19 protein-coding genes and 1 pseudogene are annotated in these 20,677 nt (G+C 66.3%); 13 read left to right on the top strand and 7 right to left on the bottom strand.

What is annotated here, in order from left to right; all coding sequences use genetic code 11:
• Positions 1-4: 4 nt before the first annotated feature.
• On the bottom strand, positions 5-289 hold the full coding sequence (locus QOH60_RS25305; RefSeq protein WP_526424629.1) for a 2Fe-2S iron-sulfur cluster-binding protein: 285 nt from the start codon (positions 287-289) through the stop codon (positions 5-7).
• Between the two features lie 63 nt (positions 290-352).
• Here QOH60_RS25305 and QOH60_RS25300 point away from each other — a divergent pair, with 63 nt between their 5' ends.
• The 4 genes from QOH60_RS25300 to QOH60_RS25285 are packed head-to-tail and all read left to right on the top strand — an operon-like array spanning position 353 to position 4,459.
• Entirely contained in the window at positions 353-1,735 is a 1,383-nt protein-coding gene (locus tag QOH60_RS25300; RefSeq protein ID WP_526424628.1) for a class I adenylate-forming enzyme family protein, read from the top strand.
• Complete coding sequence (locus tag QOH60_RS25295) at positions 1,713-2,615, top strand: acyl-CoA dehydrogenase family protein (protein ID WP_526424627.1); 903 nt, start codon at positions 1,713-1,715, stop codon at positions 2,613-2,615. The genes QOH60_RS25300 and QOH60_RS25295 overlap by 23 nt, the downstream gene beginning before the upstream one ends.
• A complete protein-coding gene (locus QOH60_RS25290) occupies positions 2,602-3,690 on the top strand; it encodes an acyl-CoA dehydrogenase family protein (protein ID WP_526424626.1) in 1,089 nt (362 codons plus the stop codon). Before QOH60_RS25295 ends, QOH60_RS25290 begins: the two co-directional genes overlap by 14 nt.
• Position 3,691: 1 nt before the next feature.
• A complete protein-coding gene (locus QOH60_RS25285) occupies positions 3,692-4,459 on the top strand; it encodes an enoyl-CoA hydratase/isomerase family protein (protein ID WP_526424625.1) in 768 nt (255 codons plus the stop codon).
• On the opposite strand, the gene QOH60_RS25280 is transcribed toward QOH60_RS25285, so the two are convergent.
• The gene (locus tag QOH60_RS25280; protein WP_526424624.1) at positions 4,440-5,183 is read right to left on the bottom strand and encodes an SDR family NAD(P)-dependent oxidoreductase; all 744 of its coding nucleotides are present in this window, start codon (positions 5,181-5,183) and stop codon (positions 4,440-4,442) included. The two genes, QOH60_RS25285 and QOH60_RS25280, sit on opposite strands and share 20 nt — an antisense overlap.
• Positions 5,184-5,190: 7 nt before the next feature.
• A complete protein-coding gene (locus QOH60_RS25275) occupies positions 5,191-5,958 on the bottom strand; it encodes an SDR family NAD(P)-dependent oxidoreductase (protein WP_526424623.1) in 768 nt (255 codons plus the stop codon).
• Between the two features lie 108 nt (positions 5,959-6,066).
• Between QOH60_RS25275 and meaB the strand changes: the two are divergent.
• From meaB to QOH60_RS25255, 4 genes and pseudogenes are all read left to right on the top strand, one after another.
• Positions 6,067-6,813: pseudogene (gene meaB / locus QOH60_RS25270) on the top strand (methylmalonyl Co-A mutase-associated GTPase MeaB); the annotation flags it as partial.
• A 168-nt stretch (positions 6,814-6,981) separates the two neighbouring features.
• Positions 6,982-8,508, top strand: a complete 1,527-nt coding sequence (locus QOH60_RS25265; protein ID WP_526424645.1) for an AMP-binding protein — start codon at positions 6,982-6,984, stop codon at positions 8,506-8,508.
• A 64-nt stretch (positions 8,509-8,572) separates the two neighbouring features.
• Positions 8,573-9,658, top strand: coding sequence for an alpha/beta hydrolase (locus QOH60_RS25260; protein ID WP_526424622.1), 1,086 nt, complete (start codon positions 8,573-8,575; stop codon positions 9,656-9,658).
• Positions 9,659-9,734: 76 nt separating this feature from the next.
• Positions 9,735-10,046, top strand: coding sequence for a hypothetical protein (locus QOH60_RS25255; protein WP_526424621.1), 312 nt, complete (start codon positions 9,735-9,737; stop codon positions 10,044-10,046).
• A gap of 525 nt (positions 10,047-10,571) precedes the next feature.
• Here the strand turns inward: QOH60_RS25255 and QOH60_RS25250 are convergent.
• From QOH60_RS25250 to QOH60_RS25235, 4 genes are all read right to left on the bottom strand, one after another.
• Positions 10,572-10,883 carry a hypothetical protein gene (locus tag QOH60_RS25250; RefSeq protein ID WP_526424620.1) on the bottom strand — a complete coding sequence of 104 codons (312 nt, stop codon included), beginning with the start codon at positions 10,881-10,883 and terminating at the stop codon, positions 10,572-10,574.
• A gap of 70 nt (positions 10,884-10,953) precedes the next feature.
• Positions 10,954-11,739: a DUF2127 domain-containing protein gene (locus QOH60_RS25245; RefSeq protein ID WP_526424619.1), complete on the bottom strand. Its 786-nt coding sequence runs from the start codon at positions 11,737-11,739 to the stop codon at positions 10,954-10,956.
• A complete protein-coding gene (locus QOH60_RS25240) occupies positions 11,736-13,358 on the bottom strand; it encodes an FAD-dependent oxidoreductase (protein WP_526424618.1) in 1,623 nt (540 codons plus the stop codon). Before QOH60_RS25240 ends, QOH60_RS25245 begins: the two co-directional genes overlap by 4 nt.
• 9 nt (positions 13,359-13,367) lie before the next feature.
• Complete coding sequence (locus QOH60_RS25235) at positions 13,368-14,072, bottom strand: IclR family transcriptional regulator (RefSeq protein ID WP_526424617.1); 705 nt, start codon at positions 14,070-14,072, stop codon at positions 13,368-13,370.
• 84 nt (positions 14,073-14,156) lie between these two features.
• On the opposite strand from QOH60_RS25235, the gene QOH60_RS25230 reads away from it, so the two are divergent.
• The 5 genes from QOH60_RS25230 to QOH60_RS25210 are packed head-to-tail and all read left to right on the top strand — an operon-like array spanning position 14,157 to position 20,674.
• Positions 14,157-15,020: an alpha/beta fold hydrolase gene (locus QOH60_RS25230; RefSeq protein WP_526424616.1), complete on the top strand. Its 864-nt coding sequence runs from the start codon at positions 14,157-14,159 to the stop codon at positions 15,018-15,020.
• Between the two features lie 3 nt (positions 15,021-15,023).
• On the top strand, positions 15,024-16,709 hold the full coding sequence (locus QOH60_RS25225) for a bifunctional 3-(3-hydroxy-phenyl)propionate/3-hydroxycinnamic acid hydroxylase (protein WP_526424615.1): 1,686 nt from the start codon (positions 15,024-15,026) through the stop codon (positions 16,707-16,709).
• Complete coding sequence (locus QOH60_RS25220) at positions 16,657-17,580, top strand: 3-carboxyethylcatechol 2,3-dioxygenase (RefSeq protein WP_526424644.1); 924 nt, start codon at positions 16,657-16,659, stop codon at positions 17,578-17,580. The genes QOH60_RS25225 and QOH60_RS25220 overlap by 53 nt, the downstream gene beginning before the upstream one ends.
• Entirely contained in the window at positions 17,580-19,346 is a 1,767-nt protein-coding gene (locus QOH60_RS25215; RefSeq protein WP_526424614.1) for an FAD-dependent oxidoreductase, read from the top strand. The genes QOH60_RS25220 and QOH60_RS25215 overlap by 1 nt, the downstream gene beginning before the upstream one ends.
• On the top strand, positions 19,343-20,674 hold the full coding sequence (locus QOH60_RS25210; protein WP_526424613.1) for an LLM class flavin-dependent oxidoreductase: 1,332 nt from the start codon (positions 19,343-19,345) through the stop codon (positions 20,672-20,674). Before QOH60_RS25215 ends, QOH60_RS25210 begins: the two co-directional genes overlap by 4 nt.
• The last annotated feature ends 3 nt before the right edge of the window (positions 20,675-20,677 follow it).

The following is a 20,677-nucleotide window of genomic DNA, read 5'->3' as shown; positions in this document are numbered from 1 at the left end:
GGGGTCACTCGTAGACGACGGTGACGTCGTCGGTGTCGGGCACGCTCTGACAGGTCAGGATGTACCCGTCGGCGATCTCGTCGTCCTCCAGCACATCGTTGGCTCGCATGGTCACCTTGCCCTCTTTCAGCGTCGCGATGCAGGTTCCGCAGTTGCCCGCCTCGCAGGAGAACGGCGGCGAGAGCCCTGCGCGCCTGGCGCTCTCCAGCAGCGTCTCACCAGGCACGCGCGCGACCTCGACCTTTTGGCGGTCGAGGTGGATCGTGATCGTGCCACCTGCCTGGTTCATCTCGCCTCCCTCTGGTAGTACGATTCTAACAATAAGAGAATCAGGTTCTCAATCCACGATAGGATGCTCTCGATGTCGACTCACAGCGCCGCGCTTGCGTTCGGCGAGCGCAACGAGAGCCTGTCGAGCCTGGATGAGCTGGCCGACGGGATGGCCGCGAAGCTGCAACAGCACGGGGTAGGCAGCGGCCAGCGGGTCGCGCTGATGTCGTCGAACCGTCCGGAGTTCGTGATCGCGGTGCGCGCCATCTGGCGCGTCGGCGCCGCCGCGGTCGTGCTCAGCCCGGCGTGGAAGCGCAACGAGGTGGACCATGCCCTCGCGCTGACGGGACCCGCATTCGCCGTCGGAGACCACCCCGTCCTCGCCGGGCTGATGCCGATGCTGCACCTGGACGAACCGATCTCCGCGGGCCGCGGCGGGTTTGCCGCGCCCCCCGCGGACGCCGACGCGCTTCTGGTGTTCAGTTCCGGCACCACCGGGTTGCCCAAGGCCGTGCGTCACACTCATCGATCGTTCGGCGCCGCGATCCGGCACTGGCGCGCGGCGCTGCAGATGACCTCGTCTGACCGGATCCAGATCGTCACGCCCGCATCGCACATCCTCGGCCTGCTCAACATCATGACGGCAGTCGACGCCGGCGCCTGGGTCCGGATGCATCCACGGTTCGACATCGACCAGATGCTGCGCCACATCCAGTCCGATGCCATCACGATCGAAATGGCAGTGGCCCCCATCGCATTGGCGTTGGCCGCCCATCCCCGGCTGGAAGATTTCGACCTGACCTCCTTGCGCTACATCATGTGGTGCGCGACGCCCGTGACGGCCAGCATCGCCGAAGCCGTGACCGGCCGAACGGGGGTCACGTGGCTCACCGCCTACGGCACAACCGAATTACCGGTCATCGCATGTTGCCCGCTCGACGACGTGCGACTCGACACGGTCGGCCGGCCGGTGTCCGGTGTGAGCGTTCGGGTGAGCAACGACGGTGAGATACAGGCGCGGTCGGAATCGCTGATGGCCGGATACCTTCCCGACGACGCCAACGCAGACGTGTTGTGCGACGGCTGGTACCGCACCGGTGACATCGGCGACGTCGACGCCGACGGCTTCCTGCGTATCACCGACCGAACCAAGGAGATGATCAAGGTCCGCGGATTCCAGGTCGCACCCGCCGAGATCGAAGCGGTGCTGCATGGGCATCCCGCGGTCAAAGACTGTGCGGTGTACGGGATTCCGGACGCCGAGAACGGCGAGGCCATCGTCGCAGCCGTCGCCACCCGAGCCGATGTCACCCCCGGAGAACTCACCGGCCTGGTGAGCGAGCGGCTGGCGTCGTACAAGCGCCTTGCCGAGGTGGTGTTCGTTTCCTACATTCCCCGCCTACCCTCCGGCAAGGTGCTGCGCAGGGTCCTAAAGGAGAGCCATGGATGCGCGTCTGACAAGTGAACAACGCCAACTACGCGACGCCGCGGCGAAACTCGCCGACGATCTCGGACCCGGGTCCGTGCAGGACCTCACCGACGAGAGCCGGCTATCGCGGCTGGAGAAAGCCGTCGACGCGACGGGATGGCGGACGCTGCGCGCGGACGGGGCGTCCGGCGTGGAGGTCGCGATCGTCGCCGAGGAGTTCGGGCGCGGACTGGTCGACGTCCCGTTCGCCGGTCCGGCGCTGGCCGACGATCTTTGCAGGCAGGTCGGCGGCGACGAGCCCGCGACGCTTGGACACGACGGTCAAGCCTTCGAGAGCCGCGGTTTCGCACGTGCGATATTGCTGGGTGACACAGAGGTTTTCGTCGCCGCCCTCGGCGAGCCGTGTGCGACAGCAGATCTCACGAGAACGGCGGCGAGACTTTCGGGACCGGCGCAACCCCTCGGCGAAATCTCTGAGGACGACCGCGAGCGTTTCCACGCGCTGGCGGTTGTGACCACCACGGCCGACATCCTCGGCACCGCACGCGGCGCGCACGCACTGGCCTCCGAGTACGCCAAAATCCGTGAGCAGTACGGCAAGCCGATCGGCTCGTACCAGGCCGTCGCGCACCTGCTCGCCGAAGGCCTGGCGCTCATCGAAGGATCGATCAGCGTGCTGCGGCATGCGGCCTGGGCCGTCGATGAACTGGACCCGGCCGAGGCGCTGCGCGCGGCGTCGATCGCCAAGGTCTACTGTTCGCGTGCGACGCGAACGGTGTGCGAAACCGCGATCCAGGTACACGGCGGAATCGGCAACACCTGGGAGTGCCTCGCGCACGTGTACCTCCGGCGCGCGCTGACGTCGACCGAACTCTTCGGAATCCGATTGAAGGAGATAGATTTTGGACTTTCGTGACTCCCAGCAAGAAGCGGCCTTCCGCGCTCGGCTGAGGGAATGGCTCGCGGAAAAGGCCGGCTCGTTTGCGACGAGCGGTGACGACTACTGGGCCCGACAGGGCGAGTGGCACCAGGCGCTGTACTCGGCGGGGTTCTTCGGCCTGTCGTGGCCGCGCGAGTTCGGCGGCCAGGAACTGCCACCGGTCTACGACGTGATCGTCGACGAAGAGCTCGCACGCGCGGGCGCCCCGCCGCGGCCGAGCCTCGGCTATCTCGTGGTCGGGCTGGGCCACCATGGCAGCAAGGAACTCCAACAGCGCTTCCTGCCCGGCATGATCAACGGCACCGAGCGCTGGTGCCAGGGCTTTTCGGAGCCCGGTGCCGGCTCCGACCTTGCGTCGTTGCGTACCAAGGCAACCCGTGACGGCGACAACTACGTCGTGGAGGGTCACAAGATCTGGACCAGCTACTCCGACGTCGCCGACTGGTGTCTGCTGCTGGCCAGAACGGATCCGGATGCGCCACGGCACAAGGGAATTTCGGCGTTCATCATCTCGATGCACCAAGCTGGCATCGTGCAGCGCCCGCTGAAGATGATCAACGGCGTGACGACGGAGTTTGGCCAGGTCGAGTTCGACGGCGCCGTGGTCCCCGCCGATCAGATGGTCGGCGAGCCGGGGGAGGGCTGGAAGCTGGCGATGACCGTGGTAAGCCACGAGCGCGAGCCGTCGACCCTCGGATACACCGCCAGGTACGGAAAACTCGTCCGGCAGATGGCGCGCCGGGCCGGCGGTGAGCTGCCCGACGAGTTAGCTTGGGCAGCAGTCGAATCCGAGATGCTGCGGCTGCACGTGCGGCGGCGGCTCTCCGAGCAGCTGGACGGCCTCTCGCACGGCCCCGACGGTTCCCTGGACAAGCTGCTGATGACATGGGTCGAGCAAGCCGTCGGACACGCCGCGCTTACCGTGGGCGGCACCGAGGATGCCGACCTGCTCTCTGCCTACCTCTACAGCCGCGCCCAGAGCGTCATGGGCGGCACCTCGCAGATCCAGAAGAACATCATCGCCTCTCGCATACTCGGGTTAGGAGTCTGACGTGTACGACATGCCGAAGGAAATCGACGTCGAAGCCGACGGCGACTTACGCATCATCCGGCTCAACCGGCCGGATGCGCTGAATGCCGTCAACGACGATCTGCACGTCGGGCTGGCGTTGTTGTGGGCGCGTCTGAACGAAGACAGCACCGCGAGGGCCGCGGTGATCACCGGCAACGGGCGGGCATTCTCGGCGGGCGGCGACTTCGCTTACCTGAAGGAAATCATGAATGATCCAGAGCTGCGCCGGAAGACGATCCTGCACGGCCGTGAGATCGTGCTCGGCATGGTGCGCACTCGAATTCCCGTCATCGCCGCGGTCAACGGTCCGGCGGTCGGGCTGGGTTGCAGCCTCGTCGCGCTCTCCGACATCGTCTACATGGCCGAGACCGCCTATCTCGCCGATCCGCATGTGCAGGTGGGCCTCGTCGCGGCCGACGGCGGGCCGATCACCTGGCCGCTTCAGATCAGCGTGTTGCAGGCCAAGGAGTTCGCGCTCACTGGCGCGCGCATCTCAGCGGAGCGTGCGGTGGCAATGGGACTGGCCAATCACGTTGTCGCCGATCCTGTTTCGGAGGCGATCGCGTGCGCTAAGAAGATCATGGAACTGCCGAGGCAAGCTGTCGAGAGCACCAAGCGGATGATCAACATGCACATCGAGCGCGCCGTTCTCAACACGCTCGACTACGCGAACGCCGCGGAGGACCAGTCGTTCCAGACCGAGGACTTCCGGCAGATCGTCGAAAAGCTCAACGCGCCGAAGAAATAGATTCCGAGCGTTGAATCGTGCCGGTGATGCCTCCAGCGTCCTGACGGGCGAGCAACACGGCGGCGTTGGCCATCGCTTCTGGCGGCTCGACCATCTCGAGCGGAATCTCTTGCCCGCCACCGCCTGCCCGCCACCCCTCTGTCAGCACCACTCGCGACGGGCTGAGGCAGTTGACCGCGATGTTGTCCGGCTTGAGGTCGTGAGCGAGCCCAAGGTAGAGCCGCTCCACACCTGCTTTGGACACCCAGTAGGCATTGGCGCCGGCCATGGTCACGCCGGTGGTGGTGATTGCCACCAGCGAGCCGCCGCCGCGCGACCGGACATGCGGGATAACGGCCTTGGTGACCAGGAAGACGCCGGTCAGGTTGACGTCCAGACACAGTTGCCACCGCTTCAGGGGCGTCGACTCGACGGGCCCGAGCCACAGGACCCCGGCGTTCGCGATCAGGATGTCGATGCCTCCGAACTCCGCAACCGTCTCGTCGACCGCAGCTGTGACGGAATCCTCGTCGGCAACATTGCATTTGACCGCTCGCGCGCGGCCGCCCGCCGCGAGGATCCGGTCCGCGACCGAGTGGATCGTCCCGGGCATGCGGCCCTCGGATTCGGTCCGCGCGGCCACCGCCACCGCAGCGCCTTGCCTCGCAAGCGCCTCCGCGATCGTCGCGCCGATGCCCCGGCTTGCACCCGCGACAAAGGCAACCTTGCCGTCGAGCGAACCCATCACGGAATCACTTCGGCGCGAACCGCAACGCTCCGTCCAGGCGAATGACTTCGCCGTTGAGGTAGTCGTTTTCGACGATGCTGGACACCAGTCCCGCGTACTCGTCAGGGCGCCCAAGGCGTTTCGGGTACGGGATCGTCGGGCCCCAGTGCGCATCGAGCTGCTCGACCGGAATTGCTCCGTACGCGCCCGTCGCGATCATGCCGGGCGCGATCGTGACGACGCGGATGCCGAGCGGCGAGAGGTCACGCGCGGCAACCAGCGTCATGCCGATGACGCCGCCCTTGGCGGCCGAGTAGCAAATCTGGCCGATCTGGCCCTCGTAGCCGGCGATGGATGCGGTGTTGACGATCACGCCGCGGGCGCCGGTGTCGAGCGGTTCCGACCGGGCGATGGCCGCGGCCGAGAGCCGCAGCACGTTGAACACCGCGGTCAGATAAAACTCGATCGTGGTCTTGAAGCCTTCGAGATCCACGGGCGAACCGTCCTTGCCGACCGTGCGTCCGCCGCTTGCGGGCCCGCCGTGGCAGTCCACCGAGATACGCAGCGGGCCAAGGGATTCCGCCTCGGCGATGGCGGCGTTGATGTCGTCGGTGCTGGTGGCATCGGTATGCACGTAGCGGACGCCGAGCTCGCTGGCCAGCGCCTTGCCCTTGTCGTCGGCGACGTCGGCGATCACGACCTTTGCGCCCGCGGCGTGCAGCCGGCGGACGGTCGCCTCACCGAGGCCGCCCGTTCCTCCGACGACGATCGCGGAGCTACCGCTGATCTGCATGTGATTCCCCTTCTTGCAACTCGGACTCTTCGGCTGAGAGAATAGCATTCTCACTTTGGCCCGATGGGAGCGCCTTGACCGAGATTGGAGCGTCGTCGCCTTAAATTCATGTTGATGCGCGATATCGAGGGGCTCATCGCAGCGGCGCGAGACGGATCCACCCGCGCCGCTGGCCGGTTGCTGAGCCTGGTCGAGAGCGCCCGTCGCGACGAGGTCCTCGAGGCGCTCGGCTCCTCGACCGCCCGTGTCGTCGGGATCACCGGACCGCCCGGGGCGGGGAAGTCGACGACGATCGCTGCCCTCGTCGGCGCATACCGCAAGCAGGGCCTGCGGGTGGCGGTGCTCGCGGTCGACCCGTCGTCGCCGTACAGCGGGGGAGCACTGCTCGGCGACCGGATCCGGATGGCCGCGCACATCAACGATCCCGGAGTGCTGATCCGGTCCGTGGCCAGCCGCGGCCATCTCGGCGGCCTGTCCGCGGCGGTGCCCGCGGCCATCCGCGTTCTCGCCGAGCTCGGCTACGACGTCGTGCTACTCGAGACCGTGGGAGTGGGGCAGTCGGAGATCGAGATCGCCGCCGTCGCCGACCCGACCGTGGTGATCCTCAACCCGGGCGCGGGCGACGCCGTGCAGGCCGCCAAGGCGGGGCTGCTGGAGGTCGCCGACATCGTGGTGGTGAACAAGGCCGATCGTGAAGGCGCCGACCAGACTGTCCGGGATCTGCGTGCGGAGACGTCCGCGCCCATCCTGTTGCTGGTCGCCGCGCACGGCGAGGGCGTGCCCGAGCTGGTCGATGTCATCGACGCCCACTACCGCGACGACACCCCGGCTCGACGCACCGCGCGGGCGCGTGCCCAGATCCTGTCTCTGGCGCAGAGCAAATTGCGCACTCATCCCGACCTCGAGCGGCTGGCGGCAGCGGTCGCTGCCGGAGAGCACGACGCGTATACGGCTTCGGGATTGTTGCTCGGCGAGGGCGCCGAGATTTTCCCCGTCGCTTCGCTCGCCCCGGCCCCCGCCGGGATGACGCCGAGTTGGCATGCCGGCCATTCGCCGAAGGCGCCGGCGATCATCATGGGAACAAGCGGTGAAGTGGTCACGTACGCCGAGCTCGACGAGCGGTCGACTCGGTTCGCACGTGCGCTGCGCTCACGTGGGCTGGCGGTCGGCGATCACATCGCCATCCTGATGGAGAACAGCCCGGCGTTCCTCGAAGTCGCTTGGGCGGCACAGCGTTCCGGTCTGTACTACACCGCCGTCAACTCCCACTTGCGCGCCGGTGAGGTGCAGTACGTGCTGGACGACTGCGGCGCAAAGGCACTCGTGACGAGCCCGGCGATGGCCGACGTCGTCGCCGACTTGGACCTCTCGCGGATAGCGATTCGAGTATCGGCTGGCGGGGCGGTGTCCGGCTTCGAGCGCTACGAGGACGTGCTGGCGGCCGAATCGGCGGCGCAGCTTGACGACGAGCGCGAGGGCAGGGAGATGCTGTACTCGTCGGGGACGACGGGGCGGCCGAAGGGAGTCCGTAAGCCGTTGCCGGGCAATCCTTTCGGCGATCCCGACGCCCCGCCAGTGCAGATCGCGCGAGGTCTGGCCGGCGCCGATGCCGGGCCGGACGTGGTGTACCTGTCGCCTGCGCCGCTGTATCACTCCGCACCGCTGGTGTGCTCGATGTCGTGGCAGCGCTTCGGCGCGACGGTGGTGGTGATGGAGCGATTCGACGCCCGCGAGTGCCTGGAGTTGATCCAGCGCCACCGGGTGACTCACGCGCAGTTCGTGCCGACGATGTTCATCCGGATGCTGCGGCTGCCGGAGGACGAGCGGCTGAGCTACGACCTGAGCAGCCTGCGCAGCGTCACCCATGCGGCCGCGCCCTGTCCGGTCCCGGTGAAACAGCAGATGATCGATTGGTGGGGGCCGATCATCGACGAATACTACTCGGGCACAGAGGATATCGGCTCCACCTTCATCTCGGCGAGGGAGTGGCTCGCGCATCCCGGGTCGGTGGGGCGGCCGCGCGAGGAATGCCACATCGTGGGCTCCGACGGTGAGGAATTGCCTGCCGGCGAAGTGGGCGTCGTGTACTTCGCTGGCGGCCGCGGATTCGAGTATCACAACGATCCGGGCAAGACCGCGTCGGTGACGAACGAGAAAGGCTGGAAAACGATCGGCGACATCGGCTACCTCGATGGCGACGGCTACCTCTATCTCACGGACCGCCAGGCCAACATGATCATCTCGGGGGGCGTCAACATCTACCCGCAAGAGGCGGAGAACGTGTTGGCCGGCCACCCAGCCGTCGCCGATGTGGCGGTGTTCGGCATCCCCGACGACGAGATGGGCGAGGCCGTCAAAGCGGTCGTCGAACCTGCCGACCCGGCCTCAGCGGGCGACGAGCTCGCCGAGGAGCTGATCGCGTACTGCCGGGGCGAATTGGCGACGTACAAGTGCCCGAAGAGCGTCGACTTCATCGACGCGCTACCCCGCGATCCGAACGGCAAGCTCTACAAGCGACTCGTGCGAGAGCGGTATTGGCCCGCCCAGTGATCTAACATGCAGGTGAACAACACTCGTCTTCCCTGCCAACCGGATCCAAAGGAGTGCCGTCGCGATGAGCGTCACCAGCGCCTATCGCACCAGTATTCAGGTGCTCAAGGGCTCGCCGATGCTGGCCTCGATGGCCGCCGGTTGGCTGGCGTCAGAATTTCCGCCGCAGGCGGTGACCGCGCGCGCCCTGTCGTCACTGCGGGATGAGCGCGTCAACCAATATGCGCGCACGCTCGGTGCGCAGGGTGCCGACGTGGTGCTCGACCAGGCGCTGAAAGAGACGTTCGGCGGCGATTACATGGAATGGGTCCACCATCCGAGTGAGCCGGTCGACAGACCGCCGCGGCGCCGTCGTCGCCGGACCCCGTCCATCAGCGACGTCTCGTACGGCCCGGGCGGGCTCGCGCACCAACTGGACATCTGGCTGCCCGAATCGCCCACCGGCACGCCTGCACCCGTGTTGTTCCAGATCCCGGGTGGCGCGTGGATGATGAACGACAAGCGTGGGCAGGCGTATGCGCAGATGGCGAGGATGGTCGACCTCGGATGGATCTGCGTCGCGGTCAACTATCGGCGGAGTCCGAGCCATACCTGGCCAGCGCACATCGAGGACGTCACACGGGCACTGGCGTGGGTGCGTCGCAACATCGGCGATTACGGCGGCGATCCCGGTTTTATCGCTCTGACCGGAGGTTCGGCGGGCGGGCACCTGTGCGCGCTGGCGGCATTGACGGCGATTGAGCCGGTGCAGGCCGCAGTGCCGTACTACGGGGTGTACGACCTGACCAGGGCCGAGAACATGCACCCAATGATGTTGCCGTACCTAGAAAGAGTCGTGTTCAAGTCGCTGTTCGCCGAGGATCCAGGCCGCTTCGAGGCGGCATCGCCGATTCATTACGTGAGTGCTTGTGCGCCACCGTTTTTCGTTCTTCATGGCGACCGGGATCCGATCGTGCCAAGTGTGCAGGCCCAGCTGTTCTGCGGGGCCCTGAGGGACCGCGGCGCTGAAACCGTCTGTCGCGCCGAGCTTCCCAACGCCGCCCACGCTTTCGACACCGCCACCAGCGTGCGATCTCGGGTTGTCGCGGACGCGGTCGCGACGTTCCTCGGGATTGTGTACTGCCGGTATGCCAGAATGCGCGCGGCTTAGTATCGGTTATCCGGGGGTAACCCTGGGGTAGCGCGGCCGCCGACTGAGGCCGCCCTCAACGGGGAGGGATGATCAGTTGCTGTCAGTCGTGTTCGGGGTGGCTGTGCTGGGCATCGCTGTGCTCGCAGCGGCTGTGCTGACCGGAAACACGATCCTCGCCCTCGTCGTCATCGCGATCGCGGCCGTCGGGCTGGTGCTGCTCCTCAGGGACTGGCTGACCGATCGGGGGCAAACGGAAGCCGCAGCGCCTGTCCCCGAATCGCCCGACGGTACCGAAGAGCACGACGCCGGTTCGACGATGGATGCCGACGAGTTCGAGCCGGATGTGTATGACGAGGGCGACGAGTCCGAGCCTTCTTCGCAAACCGCCAAGGACGACGCCGAGTAAAACGGCTGACGGCGTTTCGCGACGTCTAATCGCGGGCCGCGGCTCGATCCACCGATGCTTCGAGATTCCTGTGTACCTGACAGATTGTCTGCCACCACGGCGACCTCGGAGCATGATGGCGCACATCCGCGACAAAGGACTCACAAATGGCCAGGCCTCGTTCTCGAAAAATGCGCATTTGCCTTGCTGTTGGGGTAGTCACTCTTGCAGTCAGCACGGGGGTTCTACTAGCGATCTTTGCTCCACACCTCATGTCGGCAGTGGGCGGCGTCCTGGCGATTTTCGGTTTCTTCGCTTGGCTGGCGGAAAAGGGTGGCCCTGAGGCGCCCGACCGCAGAAGTATGTAATGACACCACTTGGCACGGGCCTTCAGGCCCGAGACTCCTTCTGATACTGGGCGACGGCATGTGACAGCTGCTGACGCAGTGCCTGTTCAGGGTGCTCGCCCTGTGGCGGCCTCTCCAGCACCGGCGTCAGCCGCTGCACGAGTTGGGGTGGGAGGCCGGCCAGTATCGCCTCGACGGGCTAGCGCGGAGGTACCCGAACGAGGTGACCGCCCAGCACCTCTGTGCCGCCGCCGTCTTGGATGACGCCTTCAAGGATCTGCGCGACGAGCTTTGCCGACCAGTCAGGATGGGCGATGGTCGCCTTCGCGGTGACACGCGCCTCCAGGCCGCCCTTGTAGGCGACTTTGTCTTTATACCAATGAATCCCAGTGATGTTGCCATCGATATCGCGCACTGGACGCGAGTACCAGACAGTGCCCCGTTTGCCGACGGTCGGCGGCCCGTATCCGATCAGGCCTGCGTATTTGGGCGCACCTGACTTCGTAGACATAGCTGCAGAGCGTACCGTCGCTCGTCCGAGAGTTTGCTCAGTTTGCCAAGATCGCCGAGTTCTCAGGAGTTCATTCGTCAGCTGCATCGCCGGCGGCACGCTGCACCTCGATCAGCTGCTCGCCGCGCCGCTCCGCGTCATAGGCACGCCGTCCCCCGCGTAACCCGAAGAGCCGCTTGGAGATCAGCAGATACACCACCGCGGCCACGTTGATCGCGAAGGTCACCACCCGGGTGATCGTGATCCCCTTGGCCAAGTCGTGGATCTCCAACGGTAAAAACACCGACGTCGCCACCACAGCGAAGTACTCGCCCCATCGTTTCAACAGCCACAACCCCACCCCCTCGACGAGTTCCAGCACTGCATAGGCCGCCAGCAGACACGCCAGCAGCGTCAAGGTCGAAGGCTTGGTCGCCAACGCCTTCTCCAGCTCGTGCACCGCACCCATCTGGTCGACCTTGAACCCGCTCGCGCGCAACAGCGGCAGATCCTTTTCCAGCGCCGCCTGAATCGACCCGCGCGCGCCGCGGAACTCCCACACTGCCCATGCCGCCAATCCGATGATCACCGCACGCAACCAACGCTCCACCGCCAGCGCCCGAACGATGATGGCCTGACGTAATGCCTTGCCGCGCAATACCAACGGCGCCTGATCGGCCGGTCCCGACGCCAGCGGGGCGCCCAGCGTGAACTCCCCGCAGCGCAGGCACCGCCACACCTCACCCAGCTGGGTGTCGCCGCGCAGCCGGGACGCCAGTGCGTCCTCGCTCGGCGCGTAGGTCACATGGCCGGCCACCGCGCACGTCCACAGCCCCCATCGGTCACCCCGGCGCGAACCGCGCGAGCGTTTGGTCACGCTGGCGCGGACTCCCCGGTGGCCGCGGCATACCCGGAGCGATATCCGAAAACCATTGCAGGACCTAATGTTCCGCCTGCGCCGCCGTATGCTCGCCCCGTCACCCCGCCCATCGCGTTGCCCGCAGCCCACAACCCCGGTATCGCCTGGCCGCTGACGTGAAGCACGCGGCCGTCGCGGTCGGTGCGCGGACCGCCCTTGGTGCCCATGGCACCCACGGCCACCGGCACCGCGTAATACGGCGCAGTGTCGATCGGGCCCAGCGTCTTGCCTGCAGGGGTGGTCGCCTGATCGTCGCCCCAATAGCCGTCGTAGGCGCTTGACCCGCGTCCGAAGTCCGGATCCACGTCGCGGCTTACGTTCTCGTTCCACGCTGCCAGGGTGACCGCCAGTCCGTCGGCGTCAATGCCCGTTTTCTCGCCCAGCTCGACAAGGTCGGCCGACGGCGAAAACCAGTCCGGCACTTCGTCGCCCGGAAGAACGCCGAGGAATCCGTAGCGTTTGAGGTGCTGGTCGTCGAACACGATCCACGCCGGATCGTTGACGTACCCGTGCCGAGGATCGAGGTATTGGAACGCGCCCGACATCGAGTTGTATTCGCCTGCCTCGTTGACGAATCGCTTGCCTGCCCGGTTCACGATGATGCTCCGCGGGCGCGTGCGCTCGAGCCGCACACTGCGGCTTCGCGGCTTGCCGTCGATCGTGTCCCCGGGTATCCGGATGATCGGTACCCACCACGCCTCGCCCATGTTGGCCAGGTCCGCGCCATGGGCCATTGCCATCCGCAAGCCGTCACCGGTGTTGTGGGGCGGCGACACCGCTCCGTGCATCGGCCCGCGCAGGAACGCTCCCACCAACGCCTCGTCCCACTCGAAGCCGCCTGCCGCAAGAATCACTCCGCGTCGCGCGCCGACGGAGAAGCCCCCTTCGAACCGCACGCCGCAGATCGTCCCCGCTCCGGCAATGAGTTCCGTTGCGCGCATGCGTGTATGAGGAACCACCCCGGCATCGAGCAGCCCCTTCAAGAGCCCGGCGATCAGCGCCGTCCCGGCGACGCAGTAATCGCCCGACGCGTCGTCGACCGATGCATGAATGCGGGCGCGGGTCTCCGCGTCGATGCCGACGTTGCTGAAGTCTGCCGGAAACGAGGTGATCCGGTCGGCCCACTCGCCCAGCCTCGCGAGATCGAACGGGACGGCGTTGAGCGAACGGCCTCCGCCCGGACGACCGCCTGGCAGCTCGGGCTTGTAGTCGGGGAAGCCCTCGGCGATCTCGAACCTGATGTCGCTGTGCGTCTCGACGAAGTCGAGCATCAACGGACCGGTCCGCACGAACGTCTCGACCAGACCCTCGTCCATCGAACCGAACGACTGCGCCCGCAGATAGCTCATCGCGTCGGCCACCGTCAGTTCCTCGCCCGGCATCCGGTTGTGCGCGGGGATCCACACGATGCCGCCCGACACCGCGCTCGTGCCGCCCACAGTGGCGGCCTTCTCATAGACCTCCACCGCGGCCCCGTTTGCGGCCGCGGCGAGTGCGGCGGTGAGACCTGCTGCGCCACTGCCTAATACGACGACGTCGGTCTCGTGATCCCACTTCGTGGCGTGTTCCAGTTCCATCTTTCTCCGTCAGCTGAGGATGGTGGACAGTTGCTCTGCTGCGGCGACGACCGTCTCCCTTCCGCGCATCACCACATCCTCGCGGTGCGAGATGAGGTTGATGCACGTCGGAGGCGCCGGCGGCCGCCGGTGCACGGGAACCGCAAGACCATAGGTGTTGGGTTCGATCTCGCCGTGCGTGATCACCCAGCCGTGGTGCCGGGTCTGGCCGACGAGCTCGCGTTCGCCGGGACGCGGCGGCATCGTGGCGAGCAGTGCGATACCCGCGGCTCCGCGATCGAGCGGATATCGGCTGCCCTCATGGAAAGACAACTGGTAGGACACCCGGCTGGGCACGATGACGGCAACCGCCACCTGTTGGTCGCCCTCGGCGATCAGCAGCGACACGGTGGTGCCGAGGTCGTCGGCCAGGGCGCGCAGCGTCGGCATGCTCAGTTGGCGGACGTTGTTGTCGAAGGACGCGCCGAGCACGGCGAGACCGGCCGCCGACCGATACCGGCCGTCTTCGCCCTTGGCGACGAGGCGAAACTGCGCCAGCGTGCTGAGCAGGCGGTAGGCGATCGTGCGGTGCACACCGGCGTGTTCGGCGACCTGTTGCACCGTGAGTCCGGTGCCTGAACTGGCGACCGCCTCCAACACGGACAACCCGCGGGCCAGCGTTTGCGAGCCTGGTGGCGGGGTCGGTTGGTCAGCGCCTGCTGCCTTGACAGACATCAGCCTGAGAGTGATGCTCTATACATAGTGCACATCAGTGTGCGATATTAGCACGCATTCCAGCGACGGGAAGAGGTGGCACACGTGCCGGAGCACGAGAGCATCTGGAGCGATCTCCAGGGCGTCGCGTTCTCGCAGGGCTACCTCGATGCAGGCGGAGTTCGCACCCGCTTTCTGCATGCCGGCGACGCGAGCAAGCCCGCCCTGGTGTTCCTGCACGGCTCCGGTGGCCATGCCGAAGCGTATGTCCGCAACCTGGAGGCGCACGCCGAGCACTTCTCGACGTGGTCGATCGACATGCTCGGACACGGATACACCGACAAGCCGGGCCATCCGCTCGAAATCGCGCATTACCTCGAACATCTGACGGCCTTCCTCGATGCGATCGGCGCCGATCGTGCCCATATCAGCGGCGAATCGCTCGGCGGATGGGTGGCCGCCCGCGCCGCCGTCGACCATCCGGACCGCGTCGACCGCCTGGTGCTCAACACCGCGGGCGGGTCGCAGGCCGACCCGGAGGTGATGAAGCGGATCATCACGCTTTCCATGGCGGCGGTGGAGAACCCGGCGTGGGACACCGTGGCGGCCCGGATCAAATGGCTGATGGCGGACAAGAGCAAGGATTACGACGACCTCGTCGCGAGCAGGCAAAGGGTGTACCGGCAGCCAGGATTCGTCGACGCCATGCGCGACATCATGGCGTTGCAGGACCCCGAGATCCGGGCGCGAAACCTTTTGGGACCCAGTGAGTATGGCTCGATTACCGCTCCGACGCTCGTGGTGTGGACGAGCGACGATCCGACCGCCGACGTCACCGAGGGCCGCCGGATTGCATCGATGATCCCGGGAGCGCGTTTCGAGCTGATGCCCGGATGCGGTCACTGGCCGCAGTACGAAGACGCAAAGACGTTCAACCGCCTGCACGTCGACTTCCTGCTGGGGCGGTGATCGATGGCAGGCCATGACGTGGACGTCGTCATCGTCGGCGCGGGTCCGGTGGGCCTCACGCTCGCGAACATCCTTGGCCTGCAAGGTGTCCAGACGCTCGTTGCAGATGAGCGCGATACCCTGATCGACTATCCCCGCGGCGTCGGGCTCGACGACGAGGCGTTGCGCACCTTCCAGTCGATCGGCCTCGTCGACCGCATTCTGCCGCACACGGTGCCCAACCAGATCCTGCGATTCTTCGACGCCAAGCGACGCCTCCTGGCTGAGATGGCGCCGCCGGACGCCCGGTTCGGCTGGCCGAAGCGCAATGGGTTCGTGCAACCGATGGTCGACGCCGAATTACTCACTGGTGTCAGCCGTTTCGACCATGTCACGGTGCGGTGGGGCCATCGCATGGAGGGCTGCACCGAATCTGCTGACGGGGTCGCAGTGCAGCTGGCGTCGGGCGGGACGACGTCGACGGTCAAGGCGCGGTACGTGATCGGTTGTGACGGCGGACGTAGTGCCACCCGGCGGGTGATGGGAGTGTCCTTCGACGGGACCACGTCGCCGACACGCTGGCTCGTCGTCGATGTCGCCAACGACCCACTGGGACACCCGAACAGCGAGGTCGGTGCCGATCCTGCGAGGCCGTATGTGTCGATCTCGATCGCGCACGGAATCCGGCGGTTCGAGTTCATGATTCACGGTGACGAGACCGACGAGCAGGCAGAGCAGCCCGAGTTCATCGCGCGCATGCTGGGCCGGCTGGTGCCGCGCCCCGAACGCGTCGACATCATCCGGCATCGGGTGTACACCCACCACTCGCGGATCGCGGGCAACTTCCGCAGTGGCCGGATGTTTCTCGCCGGGGACGCCGCACATCTGATGCCGGTCTGGCAGGGCCAGGGTTATAACAGCGGGATCCGCGACGCCGCCAATCTCGGATGGAAGCTCGCAGCGGTGGTCAACGGGCATGCCGAGGACACCCTGCTGGACACCTACGATCTCGAACGCCGCAAGCACGCCAGGGCGATGATCGACCTCTCGACGATGGTCGGCCGGGTGATCTCACCGACGAGCCGTCGCGTTGCATCGTTGCGGGACGGCGTGATTCGGGCCGGATCAGTGGTGCCAACCCTCAAGCGGTACGTCCTTGAGATGCGGTTCAAGCCGATGCCACGCTACGAACAGGGCGCGGTCTTCCATGCGCACCCACCCACACCGACGTCGCCGGTGGGCACGTTGTTCATCCAACCGCGCGTGGCCACCCGCGACCACGCCAACGTTCTGCTCGATGATGTGCTCGGTCCCGGATTCGCGGTGCTGTGCTGGAGCAACAATCTCCGCGCGCTGCTGTCGCCCGAGGCATTCGCGCGCTGGAAAGCACTGGGGGCGACGTTCGTCGAGGTGCGCCCGTTCACACAGCTGCACTGGAAAGGCCACGACGATCCCGACGTCGTCGTCGTCGGCGACAGCTCGGGCGGTCTCAAGCCGTGGTTCGACGCGCACGCGGAGTCGGTGTTGTTCCTGCGCCCCGATCGCTGCATCGCGGGCGCGTGCATCGCCCAGCGCGCGACCGACGTCAGCGCATCGTTGTTCAAAGTTCTCTACGCGACTCAGGGAGGAGGCAACCGTGCCACTGGCTCTGTGCTGCATGTCTCACAGCCCGCTGCTGAACCTTCCGGGACCGTCGCAGGATCTTCTTGACGACATCGGCGGTGCGCTCGCCGACGCGCGAGACTTCGTGCGCGCGTACAACCCCGAACTCGTCATCATCTTCTCGCCGGACCACTACAACGGCTTCTTCTACCGCACGATGCCGCCCTTCTGCATCGGCACCAGCGCCGTCGGCGTCGGCGATTTCGGCACCCAGGCAGGTCCCCTCGACGTGCCGGCGGAGATCGCCACCGACTGCGCGACGGCGGTGCTGAATGCGGGCGTGGACGTCGCGTTCTCGGCGAGCATGGACGTCGATCACGGCACCGTCCAACCGCTGCAGATCCTCTTTGGCGATGCGGCCTCTGTACCCGTGGTGCCGATCTTCATCAATTCGGTCGCCACGCCGCTCGGTCCCTTGAAGCGGGCCAGGGCGCTGGGCGCTGCAGTCGGCGCGTTCGCCGCGACGCTGGGCAAGCGGGTGTTGCTGCTGGGATCCGGTGGTCTGTCGCATGATCCGCCCGTTCCCACTTTGGCGACCATGCCCGCGGCGGCGCGCGACCGAATCGTCCACGGCGCGCCGATCTCGCCAGAGCAGCGGCTGGCCCGGCAAACACAGGTGATCGGCCTCGCAGAGGCCTTCGCGCAGGGCAGCGGCCCGATGCATCCGCTCAATCCAGATTGGGACCAGGCGCTTCTCGACATTCTCGACAGCGGCGACCTCGGCGCCGTCGACGGCTGGTCCAACGAGTGGATCGCCGCGGAAGCCGGCAACTCCGCGCACGAAATCCGCACCTGGGTGGCGGCTTTCGCGGGCCTCGCCAGCCAGGGTCCGTACCAGACGCGGGCGCGCTACTACCGGGCCGCCCCCGAACTGATCGCAGGCTTCGCCGTCCGCACGGCCGAACCGGTGGTGGCGTGATGAGCGCGTCCTTTGATCGGGTCGATGAGCCGCTTGCGCGAAGAGCAGACTATGAGGTCGACGTGCTCGTCGTCGGCTCGGGCGGCGGCGGTATGACCGCGGCGCTTGCGGCAGCTGCATCGGGACTGGACACGCTCGTCATCGAAAAGGGTTCCCACTTCGGCGGATCCACCGCGCTGTCCGGCGGGGGAATCTGGGTGCCGGGTGCGCCCTCGCAGCGCCGCGCCGGCTATTCGCCCTCTCCCGACGAGACTTTCGCCTACTTGAAACACATCACCGAAGGTCTCGTCAGCGATGTACGGCTGCGACAGTACGTCGACACCGCACCGGAGATGATGGCGTTTCTGGAGAAGGCCAGCCCGTGGTTCGAGTTCGTCTGGAAGCCTGGGTACGCCGATTACTACCCCGAAGCGCCCGGCGGCTCGGAGCGGGGCAGCACGATCAACGTGCCCGCCATCGACCTGCGCGAACTCGGCGAGGAAGAACAGAAGCTTCTCGCGCCACTCGCGCTGGCGCCCAAGGGAATCTGGCTGGGCCCCAAAGATCTTCGGCTGTTCTACCAGGTGCGGCAATCGTGGCGGGGCAAGGCTGTCCTGGTCAAGCTGATCTGGCGGATGTTTCGGGCGCGCGTGTTCGGTGAGCGGATGGCCGCGATCGGGCAGTCGTTGGCCGCCCGGCTGCGGCTGGCGATGAAGGAGCGGGGGATTCCGCTGTGGCTCGATTCGCCGATGACCGAGCTGATTACCGACGTCGACGGCGTGGTCGTCGGCGCGGTGGTCGAACGTGACGGCACCGCGCAGCGGATCCGGGCGCGCGGCGGGGTCATCCTCGCGACGGGCGGGTTCGACCACGACATGGAATGGCGCAGGCAGTATCTGCCCGAGCTGACGAAGGACTGGAGTTTCGGCAACCCGCTGTCCATGGGCGACGGCATCCGCGCGGGCGAAAAGGCCGGAGGCTCGTCCGAGTTGCTCGACGAGGCATGGTGGTTCCCCGCGATCCAATGGCCCGACGGCCGGCTGCAGTTCATGCTCAACGAACGCATGATGCCGTCGCAATTCATCGTCAACGGCGACGGCGTGCGTTTCATCAACGAGGCGGCGCCGTACATGGACTTCGCGCACGCGATGCTCGAGGGGCAGCGGTCCGGGGTCACCCATATTCCGTGCTGGCTCGTCACCGACATCCGCTCGTTCCACCGCTACGTGGTCGCTGGGCATCTGCCGATCCCGAAGGTGCCTTTCGCGCCGGTGCCGACCGGGTGGAAAGTGCCTGCAGCATGGCTGGATTCGGGAGTTGTCCACGAGGGCCGGACCTTCGAGGAGCTCGCAACCAAAATCGGTGTCCCGCCCGACGCGCTGCGCCGCACTGCCGACCGCTTCAACGAACTGGCGCGCAAGAGGCACGACGACGATTTCAACCGCGGGGACAGCGCCTACGACAACTACTACGGCGACCCGACGCTGCCGAACCCCAATCTTCACCCGCTGTCGAAGCCGCCTTACTACGCGTTCCAGATCATCCTCGGTGACCTGGGCACGTCGGGCGGTTTGCGCACCGACGAGCATGCTCGGGTACTGCGTTCCGACGACAGCGTGGTGAAAGGCCTTTATGCCGTGGGCAATACGTCCGCAGCGGTGATGGGCCGCAGTTATGCAGGTGCTGGAGCGACCATCGGTCCGGCGATGACATTCGGCTATGTGGCGGCAAGGCACATCGCGGCACTCGATCGTTCGAATGATTCACATCGGAAGGTAAGTAAATGAAAATCTCGCTCTTCTATGAGTTCCCACTGCCGCGGCCGTGGAGCGACGACGACGAGCACAAGCTGTTTCAAGACGGCCTCGACGAGGTCGAGCTCGCGGACAAGGCGGGCTTCTCCACGGTGTGGCTGACCGAGCACCACTTCCTCGAGGAGTACTGCCACTCGACCGCCCCAGAGATCTTCTTGTCGGCGGCGAGCCAGCGCACCAAGAACATTCGGCTTGGCTTCGGAATCATGCATCTCCCGCCGCAGGTGAATCATCCGGCTCGCGTCGCCGAGCGGGTCTCCACACTCGACTTGATCTCGAACGGCCGCGTCGAGTTCGGCACGGGGGAGTCGTCGTCGGTCGGTGAGCTCGGCGGGTTCGGCATCGATCCGGCCGACAAGCGCAAGATGTGGGAGGAGGCGTTGGAAGTCTCGATCCGCTGCATGATCGAGGAGCCGTTCACCGGCTTTGCCGGTGAGCACATCCAGATGCCGCCGCGCAACGTGGTGCCCAAGCCGCTTCAGAAGCCCCACCCGCCGGTGTGGGTCGCATGTACCCGGCCGGCCTCGGTGGCGATGGCCGCCCAAAAGGGCCTCGGCGCGTTGAGCTTTGCCTACACCGGGCCCGGCCCGCTGACCGAGCGCGTCAACGGCTACTACAAGGAGTTCGAGGAGAACGGCGCCCCCGTGACGCCCAAGATGAACCCCAACATCCTTGCCATCGGCGGAGACCTGTCCATGATGGTGGCCCCCACCGACGAGCAGGCGATCGAACGGCTCGGCAAGGGTGGCGGGTTCTTCGCGTTCGGGATCATGCACTACTACATGACCGGCATGCACACGCCGGGACGGACCGGGGTGTGGAAGCGTCATCTCGAAGAGATCGAGAAGGATTCGTCGATCGTCTACGGCCCCGACCGCGGACCGATCGGCAGTCCGGCCACCGTGCGCGAGTTCCTGCGCGGCTACGAGGAAAGCGGCGTCGACGAACTGATCCTGCTGCTGACACCGCGCCGACACGAGGAGACGATGGAGTCCATCGAGCTGATGGGCAAGGACGTCCTGCCGGAGTTCATCGAGCGCGACGAGAAGGCGGTCGCCGAGAAAGCAAAGCGCCTCGAGTCCGTCATCGAGAAGGTCGAGGCGCGCCGAGCGGCGAGCACGGCTCCGGCGTTCGACGAAAGCTACGCGTTCGGCGGTCTTCCGACCGGTCGCGAGAACTACACCGCGAACGAGGTGTCGTTGGCGATGGACGAGATGAACGCAGGCATCGAGGCGGCGGCCGCGAAACTGAAGTCAGGACAGGGATGGGATAGCCGCAATCCTTCTGCGGACAAGCATTGAGCA

This window comes from Mycobacterium sp. (assembly GCF_032159765.1).
Lineage (GTDB): Bacteria > Actinomycetota > Actinomycetes > Mycobacteriales > Mycobacteriaceae > Mycobacterium.
The sequence above is the reverse complement of the archived record's forward strand: the minus strand, read 5'-3'. Positions and strand labels throughout refer to the sequence as shown.

Coding starts and splice junctions, on each gene's coding strand:
- QOH60_RS25305 (WP_526424629.1), bottom strand. CDS start 289: ATGAACCAGGCAGGTGGCACGATCACGATCCACCTCGACCGCCAAAAG.
- QOH60_RS25300 (WP_526424628.1), top strand. CDS start 353: ATGCTCTCGATGTCGACTCACAGCGCCGCGCTTGCGTTCGGCGAGCGC.
- QOH60_RS25295 (WP_526424627.1), top strand. CDS start 1,713: ATGGATGCGCGTCTGACAAGTGAACAACGCCAACTACGCGACGCCGCG.
- QOH60_RS25280 (WP_526424624.1), bottom strand. CDS start 5,183: ATGGGTTCGCTCGACGGCAAGGTTGCCTTTGTCGCGGGTGCAAGCCGG.
- QOH60_RS25275 (WP_526424623.1), bottom strand. CDS start 5,958: ATGCAGATCAGCGGTAGCTCCGCGATCGTCGTCGGAGGAACGGGCGGC.
- QOH60_RS25265 (WP_526424645.1), top strand. CDS start 6,982: ATGACGCCGAGTTGGCATGCCGGCCATTCGCCGAAGGCGCCGGCGATC.
- QOH60_RS25260 (WP_526424622.1), top strand. CDS start 8,573: ATGAGCGTCACCAGCGCCTATCGCACCAGTATTCAGGTGCTCAAGGGC.
- QOH60_RS25250 (WP_526424620.1), bottom strand. CDS start 10,883: ATGTCTACGAAGTCAGGTGCGCCCAAATACGCAGGCCTGATCGGATAC.
- QOH60_RS25240 (WP_526424618.1), bottom strand. CDS start 13,358: ATGGAACTGGAACACGCCACGAAGTGGGATCACGAGACCGACGTCGTC.
- QOH60_RS25235 (WP_526424617.1), bottom strand. CDS start 14,072: ATGTCTGTCAAGGCAGCAGGCGCTGACCAACCGACCCCGCCACCAGGC.
- QOH60_RS25225 (WP_526424615.1), top strand. CDS start 15,024: ATGGCAGGCCATGACGTGGACGTCGTCATCGTCGGCGCGGGTCCGGTG.
- QOH60_RS25220 (WP_526424644.1), top strand. CDS start 16,657: ATGTCTCACAGCCCGCTGCTGAACCTTCCGGGACCGTCGCAGGATCTT.
- QOH60_RS25215 (WP_526424614.1), top strand. CDS start 17,580: ATGAGCGCGTCCTTTGATCGGGTCGATGAGCCGCTTGCGCGAAGAGCA.
- QOH60_RS25210 (WP_526424613.1), top strand. CDS start 19,343: ATGAAAATCTCGCTCTTCTATGAGTTCCCACTGCCGCGGCCGTGGAGC.